This is a genomic window from Rhodococcus sp. 14-2470-1a, assembly GCF_002259425.1.
Classification (GTDB): domain Bacteria; phylum Actinomycetota; class Actinomycetes; order Mycobacteriales; family Mycobacteriaceae; genus Rhodococcoides; species Rhodococcoides fascians_E.
In genome coordinates this window covers 236114-257869 of sequence record NZ_NPFZ01000029.1, presented here as the reverse complement: position 1 = coordinate 257869, position 21756 = coordinate 236114, and the positions used below count along the sequence as shown (strand labels likewise).

Here is a 21756-nt window from a genome sequence, read left to right as displayed (position 1 = left end):
CTCACAGTTCACCTTCCAATTGATCCTCGTACGTTCCCGACCCCGCATCCGTCCACGCGACCCAGGGCGCCGCGTGGAAGTACTGCTTCGAAATGGCCTCGCCCAACTCTCGGCACGTCTCCTGCAACGCCAGCAACCTGTCCTGCAGATCGTCCAACAGCGCTCCGGGACGGAGGAATTCGAGCTCACTACGCGCGCGGCCCAGTAGACGCTGCGCTTCGGCGCGCGCACCGACGCGGCTGTTCGGCTGATGGTCGAGCTGATCCAACGAGCGTTCCGCTTCGCTCAGCGCATAGAACACCGAACGCGGGAAAAGCCGGTCCAACAACATGAATTCGAGGACTCGCTGCGCGTCGAGCGCGCCGCGGTACGTGCGGAGGTACGTGTCGTGCGCGCCGGCCGCACGGAGCACGGTCACCCACGCCGGCGACGACGGCCGATCACCGGCACGCGAGAGCAGCAGGCGCACCACCATGTCGACGCGCTCCACCGACCGACCGAGGATGAGGAAGCGATATCCGTCGTCGTGGCTCAGCGTGGAATCGGCGAGCCCGGCGAACATCGCCGCTCGCTCCTCGATGTAACTGAAGAACTCGTGTGGTCCGGTGCGCTTCGACGCCCGGATGCGATCACCCAGTCCGTTGTAGGTGGTGTTGAGGCACTCCCACATCTCGGTGGACGTCACTTCCCTTGCGCCGCGGGCGTTTTCGCGAGCACCCGACAGGGAGTCGACGATCGAGCCGCGCCCTTCGCGGCTGAACGCGACCACCTCGGTCAACGACCATACGTCGAGCGACACGTCGGGTTCGTGCTGAAACCCCAGGACGCGCAGTAGAACACGCGAGATGTGATCGGGGTCGACCGTCGCGTCCTCGAGAAGCTGATGGACCGTGACGTCCAGGATTCGGGCCGTGTCGTCCGCCCGCTCGACGTACCGCCCGATCCAGTAGAGCGACTCTGCGTTACGCGCGAGCATCTAGCGTCCACCACCGTTCGAAAGCTGTTGTTGCTGCTGTTGTTGTTGCTGTTGCTGTTGCTGGTCCATCGTCAACTCCGGGCCCTGTTCGGCCCGAGGAGCCTCGGGCGGTTCGCTGACGATCTCCTCGCCGGCGAGTTCCTGCTCTTCCTGCGATGTTCGAGTTGCCAGAACCCAGGTGTCCTTGCTGCCGCCGCCCTGGCTGGAGTTGACCACGAGCGAGCCTTCGGGGAGAGCGACCCGCGTGAGTCCTCCCGGCAGCACCCAGACGTCGTCTCCGTCGTTGACCGCGAACGGCCGCAGATCGACGTGGCGAGGAACCAACCTTCCGCCGATCTTCGTCGGGACCGTGGACAACTGGACGACGGGTTGCGCGATCCAGCCGCGAGGATCCGCTCGGATCTTCTTGCTGATGGTCGACAGTTCCTTGGGCGACGCGTCGGGACCGAAGACGATTCCGTACCCGCCTGATCCCTCGACCGGTTTGATGACCAGTTCGTCCACCCGGTCCAGCACTTCCTCGCACTCGTCGTCGAGCCAGCACCGGAACGTGTCGACGTTCGCGAGAAGCGGCTTCTCGCCCAGGTAGTAGTCGATGATGGTCGGGACGTACGTGTACACCAGCTTGTCGTCGCCGACGCCGTTGCCGACGGCACTCGAGATGACGACGTTGCCTGCGCGGGCGGCGTTGACCAGTCCGGCGACGCCCAGGACCGAGTCCGGACGGAACTGCATCGGATCCAGGTAGTCGTCGTCGATGCGGCGGTAGATGACGTCGACCTGGCGCTCACCCTCCGTCGTACGCATGTAGACGACGTTGTCGCGGCAGAACAAGTCGCGGCCCTCGACCAGTTCGACACCCATGAGACGGGCGAGCAGCGAGTGCTCGAAGTACGCGGAGTTCGCGACACCCGGCGTGAGGACGACCACTGTCGGGTCGGCTTCGTTGAGCGCTGCGGAGGCGCGTAGCGCTCGGAGCAGATGCGAGGCGTAGTCACCGACGGCGCGCACGCGGTGCGTGGCGAAGAGATCGGGGAACACCCGCGCCATGGTGCGGCGATTCTCCATGACGTAGGACACACCGGAGGGCGACCTCAGGTTGTCCTCCAGTACGCGGAAGGTGCCCTGGGCGTCGCGAATCAAGTCGATACCGGCGACGTGAATGCGTACGCCGTTGGGCGGGACGATGCCCACTGCCTCACGGTGGAAGTGCTCACAGGAGGTGACCAGACGCTTCGGTACGACGCCGTCGCGCAGGATCTCCTGGTCTCCGTAGATGTCGGCCAGGAACATCTCCAGCGCCCGGACGCGCTGCTTGATGCCACGTTCGAGGCGCGACCACTCGCCTGCGGCGATGACGCGCGGAACCTGATCGAGGGGGAAGGGGCGTTCCTGTCCCGAGAGGGAGAACGTGATGCCCTGGTCGACGAACGCGCGACCGAGTGCATCGGAGCGCGCGTCGAGGTCCGCTGAGCTCGACGGTTCGAGTGCGGTGTGAATGCCCTTGTAGGGAGTTCGGGTCTTGCCGTCCGGGTCGAACATCTCGTCGAAGGCCAAACCGTATTTTCCTACGTCGGAGTAGCCACCGAAGACGCCGTCCACTTCCGGTTTCTCGCGAGCTGCCGACTTGGATTTGCTTGGCTTGGCCTTGTCTTGGGCAGTGGCTGCAGATCGCGGGCTCATCTCGGCAATGTTGCTACAGAGGCAGGAGATAAGCGCGCCGGACGCGTTAATTTCTGGAAACGCACAACACTTAGGCTGTCAACACGGAGGCCGAATTGGGTTCTGCCGTCGGTGCTGGTATTCTCGATCTTCGGCGCTGGGCTTCACAGCTCGGCAGCAGACTTCGGGCATTCCAGCATGGACCGCCCTGACCGGAATACCGACGAAGACAGAAGGATTTTACGCGTGGCCAACATCAAGTCCCAGAAGAAGCGGATTCTCACCAACGAGCGCAACCGTCTGCGCAACCAGTCGGTGAAGTCCTCGCTGCGGACGATCATTCGCTCCTTCCGCGCCGCTGAGGCCGAGGGCGACAAGGACAAGGCTTCCGCCATCCTCGTCAGCGCAGGTCGCCAGCTGGACAAGGCAGCCAGCAAGGGTGTCATCCACAAGAACCAGGCAGCCAACAAGAAGTCGGCTCTGGCTCTGGCAGTCAACAAGCTCTGATTTTCTCGTCGAAAGAACCCGCTCGGTCTTCACCGAGCGGGTTTTTCGCGTTCGCGTGACTCTTACCGCGCACTGAGTGTGGCTACCTCCGACACTGCGCTCTCCACTGCGTAATCCGCGTCGGCGGCCTGGCCTTTCACGTCGGCGTTGAGCTTCGACACCACCTGGAGTGCATGCCCGATGGACGCACCGGTCCAGCCGCGTGCTTGTGCTTGCGCCTTCTTGATCTTCCACGGCGGCATCCCCAGTTCCCCTGCCATCTTGAACGGGTCACCTCGACCTGCCGACCCGACGAGTGCAATGGTTCGAACGGCATCGGCCAGCGCGTCGGCCAACAGAACATGGGGCACGCCGCGATGCATGGCCCACCTCAACGCCTCGAGGGCGCCGGGAACGTCTCCGCCGACGGCTTTCTCTGCGACCTCGAACCCGGATACCTCGGCCTTGCCCGAGTAGTAGCGGCGGACCGCGTCGACGTCGACCTTGCCCGCGGTGTCCGCGATGAGCTGCGAGCACGCGGCCGCGAGTTCACGAAGGTCGGAACCGACGGCCTCCACGACCGCGTCCACGACATCCTGGTTCACCCGTACCTGGGCCGTGCCGAACTCGCGCTTCACGAAATCCGACCTCTCCGAGGCCTTGGTCAGCTTTGCGCATTCGTGGACGACGGCACCGGACTTCTGCAGCGACCCGACCATCGCCTTGGCCCTGCCGCCGCCGGAGTGCATGATCACCAGGACGGCGCCTTCGGGCGGATCGGCCGCCGCATCCAGGACCAGCGTGACGGCATCCTTGCCTGCCTCGGCGGCTGCTTCGAGCACGACCACGCGGTCCTCGGCGAACAGCGACGGGCTGAGAAGTTCGGCAAGTTCCGGTCCACTTGCGTCACCTGCCCGCAGCTTGGTGACGGGAACATCGTCCCCCTCGGGGGCGGACTTCTTGACCGACGAGACGATCGACGCCACTGCCCGGTCCATGAGCAGTTCCTCGTCACCGAGAACGAGATGCAGAGGTTCCACCGGGCTGTTCGCATTCACACCGACGATCGTGCCATGTGGGTCCGACGCAGTTCACCTCCACCTGCCGCGACGGGGGTTCCGTCTTCACACCGACCAGACGATCCACAGGATCGACGCCGCGGCCCCCACTCCCCCGATCACCCACCGCACGAATCGAATCCTCAGAGAGCAGACGATTGCGGCCGTCGCGGCCACGACGATCGCCACACCCCCTGCGCCGCTGGAAGTTCCGATGCTCGCGCCAGGGACGGATCCCGCGCGTTCGGCAACCAGGACCAACCACGCCAGCGGCGCGTCGGTGAGTCTCAACACCAGGGACGCCGGTCCCGAGGCCCACGGCGCCAATGCGGCAGCGACGACGCCGACGACGGTGATCGGCGCCACGACGGGTGCGACGGCCATGTTCGCGGCGATTCCGACGACCGACAGGGTTCCGGACATGCCCGCGACGATCGGTGCGGTCACCGCATGTGCCGCCGACGCGACCGCGACGATCTCCGCGGCGCCGCGTCCCCAACCGTGGCGGCGCAGCCAATCCACCCACACCGGCGCCACCACGACCAGTCCTGCGGTTGCGGCCACCGACAGCGCGAATCCGACGTCGACCGCGAGTTGAGGGAGCCACACCAGCAATCCGAGGACGGCCGTACACAACGCGGGGACCGCTTGCCTACGTCGGCCGGTCACGAGGGCGAGCAAACCCACAGCGCCCATGACGGCTGCACGCAGCACGCTCGGCGACGGTCTCGCGACGACGACGAACGCGACGAGAACCACCGCGCAGATCAGCACCGTGGTCCTGGGACCGAGCGCCGCCGCACGGGTGAGCAACAGAACCGCACCGAGAAGAATCGCGAAGTTCGCACCCGACACCGCAGTCAGATGAGTCAGTCCGGCTGCGCGAAAGTCGGTTTCGACGTCCTCGGGCAGCGTGGAGACATCACCGACCACCAGCCCGGGAAGCACACCTGCGCGATCGGCAGGGAGAGCGTCCGCGGCGGCGGACGACAGCGAGGTCCGGACGGACGACGCCGCGCGGGCGACGGTTCCCGGCGGCTGGACGTGCAGGGGTGGTCCGTTCACACGGACGACCGCGAGTGTCAGGTTGCGCCTGGTCGGTTCCGCCAATCGACCTCTCACCAGCACCTGTTGGCCGGGCACCAGATGGGCCCATCCGTCCGAGGGCGCGAGCACCGTCAGCCGGCCACCCAATTCGATCGGTGTGCCCGCGAGGTCGATCCGTCGGAGCTCCACGGCGATCGTCACCATCGGCGGTCCGGGCGAACGTGACCGTCGGGGATCCTCCACGACGGACCCTGCGGCGCTGATCCAGGCGCGGTCCTGTACCGCCGCGGTTACCGGACTGGACTCGAACACCGCGGCGTGTACGGCCGCTGCGCCTGCGTAGCAGCACGAGACGACGGACATCGCGATCAACCCGGACGCTGCCGCGCCGAGCCGCGCCCGGCAGCACAGCACAACGGCCACCACGACACCCGAGATCACCGCCATCACGGCGGCGAGAACCGACCCACCGAGAACGCCGACGAGGGTCGCACCCCATCCCGCTGCTGCCGCAGGCACCAGGCGCACGTCGTGTGCTCGGATCTGCGGTTCGGTCATACCGTCACCTGGGTTCGGAGCTTCTCGAGTCGCACCGGGCCGATACCGTCGACCTCCGCCAATTGCCCTACGTCGCCGAATTTTCCATTGACCTCCCGCCACGCGACGATGTTGGCCGCAGTGACCGGGCCCACGCCGTCGAGGGCGTCGAGCTCGGCAAGGGTCGCGGTGTTGAGGTTCACCAGTGCCGTGGAACCGGCAGCTGGATTCTCCGCAGAACCCGGCTGGGCGGCGGTGTCTGGGTCGTTCGAGGAACCGGGTCCGGGCGGCGCAGCCGAATCTCGTACGGTGCCACTGACTACCGGTCTACCTTCCGGAGGAAGAACGCCGACGACGATCTGCTCACCGTCGGCCACCTTGGCGGCGAGGTTGAGCGCCAACATGTCCGCACCGTCCAGGACTCCACCGGCCGCAGCGATCGCGTCCGCCACACGGGCACCGGGCGGCAAGTCGACCAACCCGGACGACACGACGAGCCCGACGACGCTGACCACGATGCGCGTCGGGGGCTCGGGCACCGATGGCTCCGTCGCACTCGGTGGTGTGACGGACGATTCCGTCACCGACTGCACGACGGGAAGGGCCGGTACCGGTGCGACTGCCGGCGAGTCCCGCAGCATCGCGTATCCGGCGACGAGCAGCACGATGAAACCGACACCGCACAGTCCGAGGAGACCGGCGCGCCCGGGATCCACGCGAGCTCCACGCCACCGCTCCGGAAGATACGCGGACAGAGCGGAGTCGCGACCGTCGTCGACACCGAACCCGTCCGGTCCCTCCCGTACCGCGATGTCGGAGTCGTCGGTGTGCTCGGGGTCGCCGGCGTTGCGATCGGCTCGAACGGCCTCCCGAGAGATGGGCCGTGCCCGCGGCGATGACATGGGAGGTGACGGTAGCGAGGCCGGCGACCCCATCGAGCCGCGAAACCCAGGTCGTGAATTGCCCTGTGGACAACCCAGCGCCTGTGGACAGGCCCACACCCCGAGGCGGTCCGACGACGGCTACTGCGCGACGACTACCCCGACCGCGCCGGGCCCGACGTGCGCTCCGAGAACAGCACCGAAGGGCACCACATCGATGTCGATCGGGTGCGCGATGCGCTCGCGCAGCATGGACACCACCGTGTCGGCACGGTCCGGGCAGAGCATGTGGTGCACCGTCATGGCGAGTTCGTCGTCCCCCGAGCCGGCGGCGCCCTCGGCCACCCTCGAAGCAGCGTCGACGAGCTTGCCCAGCGCTTTCGTCGAGGTGCGTGCCTTCTCGCCCAGTACCAGTTTTCCGTCGGTGAGGTGCAGCACCGGTTTCATCGCGAGTGCGGTACCGAGCAGTGCTGCGGCAGCACCGATTCTGCCGCCGCGACGAAGATGGTCGAGACGATCGACGACGATGAAGCTGCTCGTTCTCGCCGACATCGACGCCGCGGTGTCGTACACATCGTCGAGACCGTCACCGTTCGCGGCCGAGCGCGCTGCGGCGAGCACCGCATAGCCGAGCCCCATGCCTGCGGAGGCCGAATCGACCACGCGAACTCGATCGCCGACGGCCGCTGCAGCCTGACGCGCAGCCTCCCACGTGCTCGACAGTCCGCGCGAGATGTGCACGGCCACAACCCCGTCACCGCCACTGCGATCGAGGGCGTCCGCGTAGAGGTCGGTCAGCTCGGACGGCGACGCTCCGGCTGTCGTCACCGGGCCCTGCGCGGCGAAGTCCTCGGGGATTGTGTCGACGCCCTCCCGCAGGTCGACGCCGTCGACGAACACATGAAGCGGTGCCACCGCGATTGCCGAACCACCGCGTTCGGGGCCGATGCAGGCCGACGAGTCGGTCACCACGACGACCGTCACGCCGGTGCGCTCCGATCGGGTGTGACCGTTCTCAGCACCGAAAGCATGGCGGCGGCGACCTGTACGTGGGCGTCCCAGCCCCAGTGAATTCCGTCCGGGTTCGCCTGTCCGGAGTCGATGTTCGCTCGTACGGCGGCGGCAAGATCCACGAGCGGGACACCGGTGCTCGAACTCCACTGCCGCAGAGCCTTTTCCGCCGCCGGACGCCCGGAGTGAACCCGGCCGTAGGCCTCGGAGCGGTGCACGGAAGGAAGCGTCCCGACGACCGGTAGATCCGGGCGGACGTAGGCCAGCGCGGCACGCGACTGTTCCAGATAGTCGACGCTGAGTTTGGGCGGCAGAGCGACCGGCCACCCGAGGTGCGCGAGTCGCGGCTGCGCCCACTGGTATCCGGTTCGAACGATCCTGCGAAGCGCGGGCGGGCGAATGTATCGAATCTGCTCACGGAACGCCGTCGGCATGGGCGACGGCAGCGAGTCCATTCCACCGACACCGAACACGACGGCGCCGGCCTTGGGGATCGCGGCCCACACCCGTGGATCCTGGGTCAGCGCCCACCACGCGTCCCGGCTCGTCCAGCCGATCCGAGCGACCAGCTCTACCGTCCAACCCAGCTCGGCGGCAACGATATTCGGCCAGATTCGAGGATTGTCGACGGGCAGTCCGCCTTCGGGCCCGTAGTAACTCAGCGAGTCCGCCAGCACCAACAGAACGGGGGCGGGAGCGTCAGAGGACGTCACTGGCCACCCGTGCCGACGCATTCCACACGTCGAGGCGCCAGCCGAGATTCTCGCCCTCTCCGTGGCTGCTCAACTGCACCCAACTCGTGTTGGACAGTCCGCCGAGGACCGGCCACCGGTCCACCGGCAGGTCCAGCAGCGCCGCGGTCAGGGCGGCGATCTGACCGCCGTGAGCGACGAGGACGACGGGTGCGTTCGCCCCGTCGGCTCCCCACTCCGGTAGATCTGCGACGAGTTCCTGCACGACGGGCAAGCTGCGGCGCGCGACGTCGATGCGGCTTTCGCCTCCTGGAGGTGACATCGTCGCGTCGGCGCGCCATGCGGCCCGAGCCCCGGGCGCGACGGCGTCGACATCGAGGTGGGTCAGACCCTGCCATTCGCCGAGGTGCGTCTCCCGGAGTCGCTGATCGGTGTCGACGACTACGTCCGACGCGTCACCGAGCGCAACCGCGGTGTCGTAGGCGCGTCGCAGGTCGGAGGACACGATGCGGAGCGGTGAACGGGTCGCGAGTTCTGCGGCCGCGGTCTTGGCCTGGGATCGTCCGAGTTCGGTGAGGTCGGTGTCCAGCTGTCCCTGCATCCGGTCGCCTGCGTTGTACTCGGTCTGACCGTGGCGCAGCAGGATCAGCTGCCGTTTCGTCGGTTCGGTCACTGCTCAGGAATCCGAACCGTCGTCGCCTGCTGTCTCGGACGTCTCGGGACGCTCGCCGAGCCCGGGGACCTCGATGCTGGGGCAGTCCTTCCACAGTCGCTCGAGGGCGTAGAAGTTCCGCTCGTCGTTGTGCTGCACGTGCACGACGACGTCGACGTAGTCCAGCAGGGCCCAACGGCCTTCCCTGGTTCCTTCTTTGCGGACGGGCTTGAAGCCTTCTTCGCGGAGCTTGTCCTCGATGTTCTCGACGATCGCGTTGACCTGGCGCTCGTTGGGCGCCGAGGCGATGACGAAGCAGTCGGTGATGACCAACTGCTCCGAGACGTCGAGAACCACGACGTCGCTCGCCAGCTTGTCGTCGGCCGCGAGTGCCGCAATACGTGCGATCGAGGTGGCCTGGTCTGTAGCAGTCACTTAACTTGTCTCCCGTTGTGTGGAACTCGAGTGTGTCGAACCGGCTTGTGTCTTCTGGGGGGCAGGCTCCGACATGGTGACGGAGCCGTCGAGGCGCTGTTCGCCTCGTGGTCGGTAGAGGTTGCGCTTGGAGATGTACTGGACCACGCCGTCCGGAACCAGGTACCAGACCGGGCGATTCTCGCTGGCGCGTAGTCGGCATTCGGTGGAGCTGATCGCGAGGGCCGGGATCTCGATCAGCGTCAGGGCGTCCTTCGGCAGGTCTTGGAGATGATCCGCCAGGTGCTCGACACCCAGTTCGAAGCCCGGCCTCGATACTCCGACGAATTTGGCGAGCTCGAACAGTTCCTCCCAGTTCTGCCAGGTGAGGATGCTTTCCAGGGCGTCGGCGCCGGTGATGAAGTACAACTCGGCGCTGGGATGCTGCTCGCGCAGGTCACGAAGTGTGTCCACCGTGTAGGTGAGTTTCTCGCGGTCCACGTCGACGCGACTGACCGAGAACCGTGGATTCGACGCCGTCGCGATGACCGTCATGAGATAGCGATCCTCGGCCGGGCTGACGGCTTTGCCTTCCTTCTGCCACGGTGTACCCGTCGGGACGAAGATGACCTCGTCGAGGCCGAAGCTGTTGGCGACCTCGCTCGCTGCCACGAGGTGGCCGTGGTGGATGGGATCGAACGTTCCGCCCATCACTCCCAGCCTGCGAACTACGTCGGGTTGTCGGTGCACGATTGACGAGCTTACTTGCCGTGCTCAGACGGGAAGGAGTCGCGAGACGATGTCGCTCAGCTGCTGTGCCGATCGGCACTCGTACATTCCGATCACGTCGCTGTACACCTTCGCCGCGGAGTCGCCGGTCCCCCACTGACCCTTCGGTTCCGGATTGAGCCAGTACGCGTGTTTGGCCACCGCAACCGTTCGTGCCAGTGCGTCGAGCTTCGGATCCCGATAGTTCGTGCGGCCGTCGCCCAGGACGAGCACCGAGGTTCGAGAGGTGACGGTGTGCGCGTACTTGTCGTCGAACGTCTCGAACGCGTTGCCGTAGTCGGAGTGGCCGTCGTAGGTGATCAGCTCGGATTCCCGCATGATCCGGGACATGGCAGCTCCCAGGTCGCTTCCGGTGTCGAAGAATCGAGTCACCTCGTCCGTCGAGTCGATGAACGCGAACACGCGTACCCGCGAGAACTGCTCCCGCAGCGCGTGGACGAGCAACAACGTGAAGTGGCTGAAGCCTGCAACGGAACCGGAGACGTCGCACAGCACGACGAGCTCGGGACGCGCTCGCCTGGGCTTGCGCTGCACGAGATCGATGGGTACGCCTCCGGTGGACATCGATTTTCTGAGCGTCCGACGGAGATCGATCGAGCCGCGCGTGCTGCGCTGCCGTCTCGCGGCGAGGCGGCTCGCCAGCAGCCGCGCAAGTGGCGCGACGCTCCGCTTCAGGGCGACCATCTCGGTGTCCGACGCTCGGAGGAAGTCGACTTCCTCGGCGAGCTTGGGAACGCCGTAGCTCGCGACGCGTTCCTTGCCGAGGCGCTCGGCGGCGCGGCGGCGAGTCTCCTTGTCCACCATTTTCTTCAGGTCGGCGATGCGCTGAGCGGCCGTCCGCTTCGCGACCTCGTCCTCGTACGATCCCGCGGACCGGTTCGACCCTGTCTCGGCGTTGCCGAGCAATCCTTCGAGTATCCGGCTGAGCAATGTGTCCGGAGCGACGTCCCGGAGAGCCTGGTACGCCGAGAACGACGGTCCGTTCGCCGATTTGTACTGGCCGAGCTCCTCGACCATCTGCGCAGCGAGCATCTCGGTCAGGCCGATCGCCTCCTCGCTGCCGTCGACGAGCAGGTCGGTGATGAGTTCGCGGAGTGCGATGAAATCGACGTCTCCGTCGGGTGTGCGCGGAAGGGCGGTGTCTATCCGGCCGGAGTCGCGTTGCCCGGTAGCAGCAGGGAACCACAGGTCGAACAACGCGTCGTAGGTGTCGCGGTGCGTGGGCCGCCGCAACAGCGCGCAGGCCAGCCCTTCACGGAGCGCTTCGCGATCGAGCAGATCCAGAACCGCGAGCACGTGCCCCGCGTCCACGGTCTCCGACGGCCCGACGGATATGCCGCGTTTCCGCAGCGCCTCGACGAAGTCGACGAGGTGGCCGGGAAGCCCGTGCGGTGCAAGCATGTCAGTTCAACCGGAGCTCGGCCGCGGCCTTGTCCTGATCGGACCGGTGCTTGAGCACGACCCCGAGCGTGGCACGGACCGCGTCGTCGTCGAGTGTGTCCATGCCGAGCGCGAGCAGGGTACGTCCCCAGTCGATCGTCTCCGCTACCGACGGCAACTTCTTGAGTTGCATCGCCCGCATGACGCGCACGACGCGCACCAGCTGCTCGGCGATGGCCTCGGGGAGCTCGGGTACACGGCTCGCGAGGATCTTGCGTTCGAGATCGGCATCCGGAAAATCGAGATGCAGGAACAGGCAGCGCCGCTTCAGGGCCTCGGACAGCTCACGGGTGGCGTTGGAGGTGAGGACCGTGAACGGTCGCCGCACCGCCGTGATGGTGCCGAGTTCGGGGATGGTGACGGCGAAGTCACTGAGCACCTCGAGAAGCAGGCCCTCGATCTCGACGTCGGCCTTGTCCGTTTCGTCGATCAACAGCACCGTCGGATCCTCGCGGCGGATGGCCTGGAGAAGTGGGCGGGCCAGCAGGAATTCCTCGGAGAACACATCCAGCTTGGTCTCGTCCCAGCCGGCGGACCCGGTGGTGCTGGATTGGATGCGGAGGATCTGCTTGGCGTGGTTCCACTCGTACAGCGCACGGGCCTCGTCGACGCCTTCGTAGCACTGCAGACGCACCAGTTCTGCGCCCGCTGTCTGCGCGACGGCCCGCGCGAGCTCTGTCTTGCCCACGCCCGCCGGTCCCTCGATGAGAAGCGGCTTACCGAGCCGGTCCGCGAGAAACACCGACGTCGCCGTCGCCTTGTTCGCGAGGTATCCCGTCTCGGCGAGCTTGGTCACGACGTCGCCGACGCTCGCGAACAAAGGTGGTGTCGTCGGTAATGCTCGATCCACGGTCAATCCTCTCGGGTTCTGCTTCGGGACCTCGGTCACTCCGGGCACGATCAGACCGGTCGGGTGTGCCCCTCGCCCCAGACGATCCACTTGGTCGACGTGAGCTCCGGAAGACCCATCGGGCCTCGGGCGTGCAACTTCTGGGTGGAGATGCCGATTTCGGCGCCGAAGCCGAACTGCTCTCCATCGGTGAAGGCAGTCGACGCATTCACCATGACGGCAGCGGCGTCGACTCGCGTCGTGAACTCGCGTGCGGCACCGAGGTCTGCGGTGACGATGGCCTCCGTGTGTCCGGTGCCGTAGGTGTCGATGTGCGAGATCGCGGCGTCGATTCCGTCGACGACCTTCAACGCGACGTCGAGAGACAGGTACTCCTCGGACCAGTCCTTCTCCGTCGCGGGCACCAATCCGGGCAGGTCACCGTGCACGACGACACTGTGCGCCTGGAATGCCTGCAGCAGACGCGGAACCGCGACGTCCGCAATCGATTGGTCGACCAGAATGGTTTCCGCCGCATTGCACACGCTGACGCGTCGAGTCTTGGAGTTCAGGGCGATCTTCTCCGCGGTATCGAGGTCCGCGGCCGAGTGCACGTAGATGTGGCAGTTGCCGACACCGGTCTCGATCGTCGGCACCGTCGCATCACGAACGACTGCCGAGATCAGTCCGGCTCCGCCGCGCGGAATGACGACGTCGACGAGGCCGCGGGCCTGGATCAGGTGGGTGACCGTGGAGCGATCGGAGCTACGCAGAAGCTGCACCGCGTCGACGGGTAGTCCGCCGGCTGCGAGCGAGCCCCCGATAGCGTCGACGAGAGCGGCGTTGGATCGTGCCGCGGAGGAGGATCCCCTCAGCAGCGCGGCGTTACCGGACTTGAAGGCAAGACCGAAGGCGTCGACCGTCACGTTCGGCCGCGCTTCGTAGACCATTCCGACGACGCCCAGCGGAACGCGCTGTTGACGAATCTCCAGACCGTTCGGCAGCGTCGAGCCCCGAACGACCTCCCCGACCGGGTCCGGTAGGCCGGCGACCTGGCGCAGACCGGCGGCGATTCCGTCGATGCGAGCGTCGGTCAACCTCAGGCGATCGAGCAGACCCTCGTCGGTGCCGGCGGCACGTGCGGCCTCGACGTCCGCAGTGTTGGCTTCGATGACCTGTGGAGCTGCGGCGAGCACTGCGTCCGCCGCTGCATGGAGCGCAGCATCCTTCTCGGCGGTGGTGAGGAGGGCCAGGGTGCGGGAGGCGATCCTCGCTCGCTTGGCCGCGGCATGAACGAGTTCACGCTCGTCCACCTGTTCGTGGGTGGGTGCTGCAGTCATGCACTACACACTAACCGTCCTGCACGGACGTTCCTGCAGTCGGTGAGTCGGCGCAACGGAGTCGGGAATGACGACGCCGTCGCGTCGGTTGCCACGCTTCGAGGGTCTGCACTTCGACCGGCAGCCCGTCTCGTGAACGACGAAGGAGAAACCTTTGAGCGCCTTGTTCGAGCCCCTGACCCTGCGGGGCGTCACGTTCCCGAACCGTGTGTGGATGGCGCCGATGTGTCAGTACTCCGCGGCAAAGGAGGGTGGCGACGTCGGAGTCCCTCACGATTGGCACCGCACGCACCTGGTCAGTCGTGCCATCGGCGGCGTCGGGCTCGTCCTCACCGAAGCCTCCGCCGTGAGCCCGGAAGGCCGTATCAGCCCGGCCGACCTCGGGATCTGGAACGACCGCCAGGCCGACGCATTCGCGGACATCGTGTCGCAGATCCACTCCTTCGGATCGGTAGCCGGCATCCAGCTCGCGCACGCCGGGCGCAAGGCGTCGACGACCGAGCCGTGGGCCGGTGGCGAGTCGATCCCAGCCGACGAACCGCTCGGCTGGACGACAGTCGGGCCGAGTGCACTCGCCTTCGGCGACTACTCGACGCCGGTGGAAGCAACCACCGAGGACATCGCCGGCATCGTCGCGGACTTCGCCGCCGCTGCCGAGCGGAGCCTTCGCGCCGGATTCGAGGTCGTCGAAATCCACGCAGCGCACGGATACCTCATCCACCAATTCCTGTCTGCCGCCAGCAACAAGCGCACCGACGAGTACGGCGGCGACTTCGCCGGACGTACGCGCCTGCTCCTCGAGGTCGTCGACGCGGTACGCGCGGTGTGGCCGGCGGATCTGCCCGTGTTCGTTCGTGTGTCCGCTACCGACTGGCTCGGCGACGACGAAGGGCTGGAGGCTCCGAGCTGGACTGCGGATCAGACCGTCGCGCTCGTTCAGCTGCTGCAGGATCACGGCGTCGATTTGATCGACGTATCGAGCGGCGGAAACGTACGCGCTCACATTCCCGTCGGTCCGGGGTATCAGGTGCCTTTCGCGAAGCGGGTCCAGAACGAGACGACCATCCCGGCTGCTGCGGTGGGGCTCATCACCGAGCCGAAGCAGGCCGAGGACATCGTGTCCACCGGTGAAGCAACAGCGGTTCTGTTGGGCCGTGAGCTTCTGCGTGATCCGTACTGGCCTCGCCGTGCCGCCCGCGAGTTGGGTGCGGAGATGAGCCCACCGGTCCCGAATCAGTACGCGCGAAGCTGACCGGCACCGCACAACTTCCAACAGTGACGGGTAGAGAAGACGAGAAGTGGTGATTCAGCCTACGAAGCCCAATTTCTTGTCGACCACGTTGACGAGGTCCGCGGACCGGGAGTAGTTGTCGAAGTTGGCGACGAACAACTCGGACAGTCTTTCTCGCCACCCGTGCGCGTCACCGCTCATGTGCGGTGTGACCACGAGGTTCTCGGTGGTCCAGATCGGGCTGTCGGCCGGCAGCGGTTCGATCTCGAACACGTCCAACGCAGCCCCTGCTATGTGCCCTGCCCGGAGTTGCACCAGCAGCGCTTCGGTGTCGAGCAGTTCTCCCCTACCTACGTTGATCACTCGCACACCGGGTTTCGTGGCAGCCAACACGTCGGCGCTGACCAGACCTCGCGTCGAGTCGGTCAGCGGAGCAACGAGCACGAGGTAATCCACGTCGGACACGACCTGGCCCAGGTCCGAACTGGCGTGCACCACACCGAAGTCCGCGTCACTCGATCTGGCCGTACGACCCACACCGGACACCTTCATTCCAACGGCTCTCAGCACACGGCCGATCTCGCGACCGATGGCGCCGGTGCCGACGACCATGGCATGAGCGTCGTCGATGCGTTCGGTTTCCCTGTGCCTCCACTCCTTTCGCTGCTGGAGCGCAGCGGAACCAGCTGCATCCTTCGCGAAGGCGAGCACCTGCCCGAGAACGTACTCGGCGATCGGTCGGTCGAAGATTCCGCGTGAGTTCGTCACCACGACGTCGGAATCGGCCAGATCGTCGAACATGAGCGAGTCGACTCCGGCGGCTGCGATGTGAATCCATTTCAGCGAGTCGCACCTGCTCCACACCTGCTCGACCGCGGACGAGAAGAAGTCCCACAGCAGCAGCACGTCCGCCCCGGGGACGGCATCCGCGAGAGTGTCGGCGGTGGCGTATCGGACTTCCGCCGCCGCGGACACCGTCTCCATGCCGACAGGCAGATCGTCGGCATGGAGAACGACGACAACAGGCTTGTCCACCACTACTTCTTATACCCCACGAGTTCCACACCGGACGCCACGACCTCGTCGTCGTTGTCACCCGGGCACTGACTGCCCCGCAGCGAACGTCCTGCTGTTTCCGGCATCAGCATGATCGGCACGAACGCAATGGCCGCGGCGAGCATCATGTACCAGCCGGGGATCAAGTTCGATCCGGTCCTGTCGATCAGGAACGTCAGGATCAGGGGTGCAGTACCACCGAACAGCGACGTCGAGACGTTGTAGCCGATGGCGAACGCGCCGTAACGCACCTGCGTCGGGAACAGTGCCGGCAGGGTCGAGGAGACGCACGAGCACATGATCACCAGCAGGATGCCGAGTCCGAGCAGTCCGATGGACTGACCGACGAGGCCGGTGTTGATGATGAGCAGGAACAGCGGAACGCTGAACACGAAATACCCGACGCATGCGGCCAGCAACAGCGGTTTCCGGCCGATTCGATCGGACAGAGATCCGATCGGGTTGATGATGGCCATCATGATCAACATGATGATCACGAGAGTGAAGTTGGACTGAGTTGTGCTGTGGCCCAGAGTGTCGCTGAGATAGGACGGCAGGAACGTCAGCACCGTGTAGTACGCGATGTTGAGCAGCAGCACGAATCCCATCAGGATGAGAATGCGCTGCCAGTACGTCATCGTCGTCTTCAGCGACGCGATGGCACCGCCGCCCGATGCACCCTCGGAGACCGTTTCGCCGTCTGCCTTCGCTTCGGAGAACACCGGAGAGTCCTCGAGCCGCGTCCGCAGCCACAGCGCGACGATGCCGAGCGGCAAGGTCAGCAGGAACGGAATGCGCCAGCCCCATGCCTCCATGGTGTCGTCGCCGAGACCGAGGTTGAGCAGGGTGCAGAGAGTAGCACCGGCGACAGTGCCTGCCAGAGTGCCGAATTCGAGGAACGAACCGAAGAATCCTCGGCGACGGTCCGGTGCGTACTCGGCCATGAACACGGCCGCGCCGCCGTACTCGCCACCGGTGGAGAAGCCCTGGACCAGTCGGCAGACGAGCAGCAGGATCGGGGCGAGGATTCCGATCGTGTCGAATGTGGGGAGAATGCCGATGGCCGCTGTGGCGATCGACATCATCGTCACCGTCAGGACCAGGACCTTCTGCCTGCCGATGCGGTCTCCCAGTGGGCCGAGCACGATGCCACCGATAGGCCGGATGATGAACGATGCCGCGAGCACTGCGAAAGTGGACAGCAGGCTCGCTCCCCCGTCCTCCGATGGGAAGAAGTTTGCCGCGATGTACACCGCGAGGTAGCCGTACACTGCGTAGTCGAACCATTCGACTGCGTTACCGAGTGCCGAACCGCCGATGGCACGGTGCAGGATTTTGGTCTCCTCCGGATTCAATTCGGAGGTGTCGGGCGGATAACCGGTAGGACTTCCGTGTCCCCCTGTTCTGGCTTTACTACTGTCGGACCCACTGCTGTCGGACCCACTGCTGGACGACTGTGTCACGGCCGGAATACCTCTCGCTTTGTGTACAAACGTGGAGCGTCGGGTTGGTACTTCGCAGCGTTTCACACTACGGAAGCTGATGTTCGCGTTTTCGCACTACCCCTTGGACCTGGACAAAACTGCAGGTAGCGCAACGATTCTGGACGCCATCAATGCGTACGCCCTTGCGCTGTCGCACAATTGCTGGACCGACACCGATTCGTCGGGTTGATGAGCCTGCGTTTCGATCTCACCCGGTCCCAACACGACGACCGGCGTACCCAGATCTCGGGCGACGAAACCTCCGTCGCACGATGCGGTCCACACGTCGGTCCCGCGAGAGCCGACGGCGTCGGTCACCGCAGCGACCGCCGCGACTGCTGTGTCACTGTTCTCGCTGGTCAGAAAGCCAGGCATCTCCATCGAAACGCCAACGGAGACTTCGATGCCGTCACCGGTGATACCGGCGTCGTCGATCGAGAGGCGCAGCTCGCGGGCGATCTCGTGTGCGTCTTCGCCGGGCAGAAGCCGCCGATCGACGGTGAGGACGCACCGATCGGCGACCATCGAGGTTCCGGTACCACCGTCGATCGTGCCGACGTTCCAGGTCGCGGGACCGAGGACAGGGTGCGGGTTCTGCCGCATCCGAACTGCGGACCTCTCGACGAGTCCGACGATCTTCGCCGCGGCCGCGATCGCGTTGCGACCGTTGCTCGGCCTCCCGGCGTGCGCGGATCTGCCCGTCACCACGATCTCCAGGTTCGCCGCACCCCGGCACCCGGTGATCGTCACGAGGTCTGTCGGCTCCGCGACAATGCAGTGCGAGTATCTCGGCGACGGTCGACTCGGTGCGTTGCCCCTCTGCACGAACGCTCTGATCCCGAGACCGGTGTCCTCCTCGTCGACGAGGCAAGCGAGCGAGATCGGTGCAGTGAGTTCGCTTGCACTGCGCTCGATCGCGGCCATCGCCACGACCACGGCGGCCAGACCACCCTTCATGTCGCACGCGCCGCGGCCGTACAGTCGACCGTCCCGTGTCGTTGCACGAAACGGGTCCGTCGACCAACCACCCCCGGCGGGAACGACGTCGGAGTGGCCGACGAACAGAACACCCGAATCCCCTGATTTCCCTGATTCTCCTGATTCCCCTATCGAGACAATCACATTCGGGCGACCTGGCGCTACCTCCACCATTTCCACTCGAAATCCCAGATCGCGACACCGTGAGGCAAGAACATGCGCGACGCCGCCCTCGGTACCACCTGGGTTCTCACCACCGGCATCGATCAACGCCGAAGCCAGAGAGACGATCTCGTCGGTGTCGATGGATCGGAGCAGAGAGTTCTCGAAGTCGGTGACTTCCTTCGTGGTCATCGAGTGGGATCGCTGGACATGGTGTCCACCGCCCGGTCCACTGCTGCGGCCAGTCTTTTCACACCTTCGTCGATCCGCTCGGGAGTCGAGGACGCGAAACACAACCTCAGCGAGTCGTGAAACTTGCCGCCGACGGACAACGCGGGACCGGGAATGTAGGCGACACCTTCAGCCAGAGCTACCTCGAACAGGTCCTGCGTGGACACGGCGGAGGCTGTGCCGCGCAACGTGGCCCAGAGGAAGAAACCACCCTCGGGATCCGTCGTCTCGATCGTGTCGCCGAAGTACTTCTCCAGGCTTCGCTGCATCGCGATCTTCCGCGGCCGATAGACCGCGGCGAGCGATCGTAGGTGTTCGGTCAACTGTCCCCTGCGGATGAACTCGGCGATCATTCGTTGGTTGGGCAGATTGGTGCACGTGTCCATTGCCTGCTTGGCATTGATGAGCAACTGCCTGGCCTGCGGTGCGGCGTCGACCCATCCGACCCGCAGACCGGGTGCGATCATCTTGGAGAACGTACGTACCGAGAAAACCAGCGGGTCCCCGGGACTCAGCGCGGCGAAACTCGGGATGTTCTCGCCCTCGAACCGAAGCAGCCCGTACGGATCGTCGTCGAGAATCACCGATCCCCACTTGTGCGCGAGCTCGAGCAGCAGAGTGCGTCGTGCCAGCGACATGGTGGTGCCGGACGGGTTCTGGAAGTTCGGAATGACGTAGATCATCTTCGGCGGGCGTCCCGCTCGGGCCACGAGTTCGGGCAACGCTTCGACGATCAACCCGTCGGAATCCATCGGCGCTTCGAGCACTTCGCCGCCGTAGCTCAGTACCGTCGCGGTTCCGTTCGTGTACGTCGGACTCTCGACGATCACGAGGTCACCGGGATCCACGAACAGCTTGCAGGCAAGATCGAGCCCCTGCATCCCGCCCGAGGTGATCACGATTCGGTCGGCCGACGTCGGCTCCCCTACCGAGTCGAGGTACTCCAGCAGGGCGTCGATCAGCCCGGGATCGCCTTCGGTGGCGGCGTAATCCATGGCGTCCGTCGTCATCACCTGCGCCGCGATCTCGGAGAACGCCGCCGCTGGAACCGTCTCTGCAGCAGGCGAACCCATCGCGAATCGAACGATGTCGTGCTTCTGCGCAGCGAGGAGGGAGGTGGACGAGTCGATGACCGATCCGACGAGTTTGTCGGTCCGCAGTGCCCACGGGATGGCAGGAGTGGAGCCTGCGGAATGACCCGGGATGGCAGGAGTGGAGCCTGCGGAATGACCCGGGATGGCAGGAGTGGAGCCTGCGGAATGACCCGGGGTGGCAGGAGTGGAGCCTGCGGAATGACCCGGGGTGGCAGGAGTGGAGCCTGGGGATTCAGGAGTGGAGCCTGCGGAATGGTTGAGCGAGGTGGCGTGCATGTTCACTCCTTCGTCAGTAGACGGCGGGGGTACGAGGTGAAGGTTTCCACTCCGCGGTCGGTGACTCTGACGGCTTCGGAGACTTCGTATCCGTAGTCGTCCATCCACATTCCGCCGATGATGTGGAAGGTCATGTTCTCGGCGAGGACGGTGTCGTCGTCGGTTCGGATGCTGACGGTGCGTTCGCCCCAGTCCGGTGCGTAGGCGATGCCGATGGAGTATCCGATGCGGGACGGTTTGTGCAGGCCGTGTTTCGCGAGGCCGACGTTCCAGATCTGCGCGAGTTCGGTTGTCGTCGTTCCCGGTCGAACTTCGGCGAGGACTCCGTCGAGAGCTTCTCCGGTGGATCGCGCGAGGTAGTCGAGTCGCTTGCTGGGCTTTCCGAGCACGATGGTGCGTGCCATGGGTACGTGGTATCGACGGAAGACGCCTGCGAGTTCGACGACCGTGGTCTCCCCTGCGATGAACCTCTGGTCGGACCACGTGAGGTGCGGTGTGTCCGCGCCGGCGCCGGTGGGAAGCATCGGGACGATCGCGGGGTGGTCGCCGCCGAAGTCGTCCGTTCCGCGTACCTGTGCGTTCATGATGGCCGCGGCTGCGTCGCACTGTCGTCCGCCGACGACCACTGCGTCGTAGGCTGCCGACATCGCGGACTCGCAGACCTTGGCGGCACCGCGCATCAGGTCGATCTCGGCGGGTGACTTGATCACGCGCACCCAGTTGATCAATTCGTAGGAGTCGGTGAATCGGTACTCGGGAAGGGATTTGACCAACGCTTCGAACGCTTTGGGGCTGAAGTAGTACGAGTCCATCTCCAGACCGACTTGGCCGTGCGAGAAGTTGTTCACCACACCGAGTTCCCGGAGGCGCTGCGCGACCCACACGAACGGGTGGGTGTCCTTGCGCTGCACGAAGGTCTCGGGATAGCCGAACGTCTGCTCCTGTGGAAGCCGCGACGTCCGGAACGCTCCGTTCGCGTCCATTTCTCGGGCGAAGAAGTACAGTTCGCCTTCCAGCGGCACGTAGAGCATCTGTGGGGTGTAGAACGACAGGGCGTTGTAGCCGAGCAGGTAGTACAGATTGGACGGATCGGTGACGATGAGCGCCGTGAGGTTCTGTGACGCCATCGATGCCCGTACCGCGGCGAGGCGGGCGGAGTACTCGTCGTCGGTGAACGTGATGGGCGTGCTGTTGGGCAGGTCCGCGTATTCGGCGAGGCCCTCGGAGTGGTTCGGTCCGACCGCACTGGTGAGTTCGGCTGCGAAGTAGTCGTTCACTGGTACCCCCTTTCGAGGCATTGTCAGGTGTGTCCGTTCAACCGATCTGCAGTTTGCAGATTGTTGACAATCAGGCTAAATGCCAGGTCCACTCCGCCGCAAGGAAATCCGTGTTACTTCTTCGTTTCGGCTCGTGCACGCGGGCGATTCATC

Annotated in this window: 20 protein-coding genes; 2 read left to right on the top strand and 18 right to left on the bottom strand. The window is 65.4% G+C overall.

The window, feature by feature from the left end; all coding sequences use genetic code 11:
• Position 1 precedes the first annotated feature (1 nt).
• Positions 2 to 976, bottom strand: a complete 975-nt coding sequence (locus CH292_RS18820) for an alpha-E domain-containing protein (protein ID WP_019664688.1) — start codon at positions 974 to 976, stop codon at positions 2 to 4.
• Entirely contained in the window at positions 977 to 2518 is a 1542-nt protein-coding gene (locus tag CH292_RS18815; RefSeq protein WP_230595677.1) for a circularly permuted type 2 ATP-grasp protein, read from the bottom strand.
• 366 nt (positions 2519 to 2884) lie between these two features.
• Between CH292_RS18815 and rpsT the strand changes: the two genes are divergently transcribed.
• Positions 2885 to 3145: a 30S ribosomal protein S20 gene (rpsT, locus tag CH292_RS18810; protein WP_019664690.1), complete on the top strand. Its 261-nt coding sequence runs from the start codon at positions 2885 to 2887 to the stop codon at positions 3143 to 3145.
• Between the two features lie 62 nt (positions 3146 to 3207).
• Here the strand turns inward: rpsT and holA are convergent, their stop codons facing one another.
• The 11 genes from holA to CH292_RS18755 form a co-directional block, all read right to left on the bottom strand.
• The gene (holA, locus tag CH292_RS18805) at positions 3208 to 4182 is read right to left on the bottom strand and encodes a DNA polymerase III subunit delta (protein ID WP_094655433.1); all 975 of its coding nucleotides are present in this window, start codon (positions 4180 to 4182) and stop codon (positions 3208 to 3210) included.
• Between the two features lie 66 nt (positions 4183 to 4248).
• A complete protein-coding gene (locus CH292_RS18800) occupies positions 4249 to 5787 on the bottom strand; it encodes a ComEC/Rec2 family competence protein (protein WP_094655432.1) in 1539 nt (512 codons plus the stop codon).
• Positions 5784 to 6668: a ComEA family DNA-binding protein gene (locus tag CH292_RS18795; protein ID WP_094655431.1), complete on the bottom strand. Its 885-nt coding sequence runs from the start codon at positions 6666 to 6668 to the stop codon at positions 5784 to 5786. The genes CH292_RS18800 and CH292_RS18795 overlap by 4 nt, the downstream gene beginning before the upstream one ends.
• Before the next feature lie 120 nt (positions 6669 to 6788).
• A complete protein-coding gene (locus CH292_RS18790) occupies positions 6789 to 7631 on the bottom strand; it encodes a DegV family protein (RefSeq protein WP_094626433.1) in 843 nt (280 codons plus the stop codon).
• On the bottom strand, positions 7628 to 8371 hold the full coding sequence (gene octT / locus CH292_RS18785; RefSeq protein ID WP_094655430.1) for a diglucosylglycerate octanoyltransferase: 744 nt from the start codon (positions 8369 to 8371) through the stop codon (positions 7628 to 7630). Before octT ends, CH292_RS18790 begins: the two co-directional genes overlap by 4 nt.
• Complete coding sequence (locus CH292_RS18780) at positions 8358 to 9023, bottom strand: histidine phosphatase family protein (protein WP_033190450.1); 666 nt, start codon at positions 9021 to 9023, stop codon at positions 8358 to 8360. The genes octT and CH292_RS18780 overlap by 14 nt, the downstream gene beginning before the upstream one ends.
• Before the next feature lie 3 nt (positions 9024 to 9026).
• The gene (gene rsfS, locus CH292_RS18775) at positions 9027 to 9437 is read right to left on the bottom strand and encodes a ribosome silencing factor (RefSeq protein WP_019664697.1); all 411 of its coding nucleotides are present in this window, start codon (positions 9435 to 9437) and stop codon (positions 9027 to 9029) included.
• Positions 9438 to 10166: a nicotinate-nucleotide adenylyltransferase gene (gene nadD, locus CH292_RS18770; protein ID WP_254924953.1), complete on the bottom strand. Its 729-nt coding sequence runs from the start codon at positions 10164 to 10166 to the stop codon at positions 9438 to 9440.
• A gap of 24 nt (positions 10167 to 10190) precedes the next feature.
• Positions 10191 to 11606, bottom strand: a complete 1416-nt coding sequence (locus CH292_RS18765; protein WP_019664699.1) for a VWA domain-containing protein — start codon at positions 11604 to 11606, stop codon at positions 10191 to 10193.
• Position 11607: 1 nt separating this feature from the next.
• Positions 11608 to 12495 carry a MoxR family ATPase gene (locus tag CH292_RS18760; RefSeq protein WP_094655550.1) on the bottom strand — a complete coding sequence of 296 codons (888 nt, stop codon included), beginning with the start codon at positions 12493 to 12495 and terminating at the stop codon, positions 11608 to 11610.
• Positions 12496 to 12545: 50 nt separating this feature from the next.
• Positions 12546 to 13814 carry a glutamate-5-semialdehyde dehydrogenase gene (locus CH292_RS18755; protein WP_019664701.1) on the bottom strand — a complete coding sequence of 423 codons (1269 nt, stop codon included), beginning with the start codon at positions 13812 to 13814 and terminating at the stop codon, positions 12546 to 12548.
• Positions 13815 to 13968: 154 nt separating this feature from the next.
• Between CH292_RS18755 and CH292_RS18750 the strand changes: the two genes are divergently transcribed.
• On the top strand, positions 13969 to 15066 hold the full coding sequence (locus tag CH292_RS18750) for an NADH:flavin oxidoreductase/NADH oxidase (RefSeq protein ID WP_026347726.1): 1098 nt from the start codon (positions 13969 to 13971) through the stop codon (positions 15064 to 15066).
• 54 nt (positions 15067 to 15120) lie between these two features.
• Here CH292_RS18750 and CH292_RS18745 read toward each other — a convergent pair whose 3' ends face one another.
• From CH292_RS18745 to CH292_RS18725, 5 genes are all read right to left on the bottom strand, one after another.
• Positions 15121 to 16083, bottom strand: coding sequence for a D-2-hydroxyacid dehydrogenase (locus CH292_RS18745; RefSeq protein ID WP_094626432.1), 963 nt, complete (start codon positions 16081 to 16083; stop codon positions 15121 to 15123).
• Positions 16083 to 17456 carry an MFS transporter gene (locus tag CH292_RS18740; protein ID WP_094626431.1) on the bottom strand — a complete coding sequence of 458 codons (1374 nt, stop codon included), beginning with the start codon at positions 17454 to 17456 and terminating at the stop codon, positions 16083 to 16085. The genes CH292_RS18745 and CH292_RS18740 overlap by 1 nt, the downstream gene beginning before the upstream one ends.
• Positions 17457 to 17660: 204 nt before the next feature.
• Positions 17661 to 18917: a M20 family metallopeptidase gene (locus CH292_RS18735; RefSeq protein ID WP_037158268.1), complete on the bottom strand. Its 1257-nt coding sequence runs from the start codon at positions 18915 to 18917 to the stop codon at positions 17661 to 17663.
• On the bottom strand, positions 18914 to 20332 hold the full coding sequence (locus CH292_RS18730) for a PLP-dependent aminotransferase family protein (protein ID WP_256978285.1): 1419 nt from the start codon (positions 20330 to 20332) through the stop codon (positions 18914 to 18916). Before CH292_RS18730 ends, CH292_RS18735 begins: the two co-directional genes overlap by 4 nt.
• Entirely contained in the window at positions 20329 to 21603 is a 1275-nt protein-coding gene (locus tag CH292_RS18725; protein ID WP_094655429.1) for a Xaa-Pro peptidase family protein, read from the bottom strand. The genes CH292_RS18730 and CH292_RS18725 overlap by 4 nt, the downstream gene beginning before the upstream one ends.
• Positions 21604 to 21756: the final 153 nt, after the last annotated feature.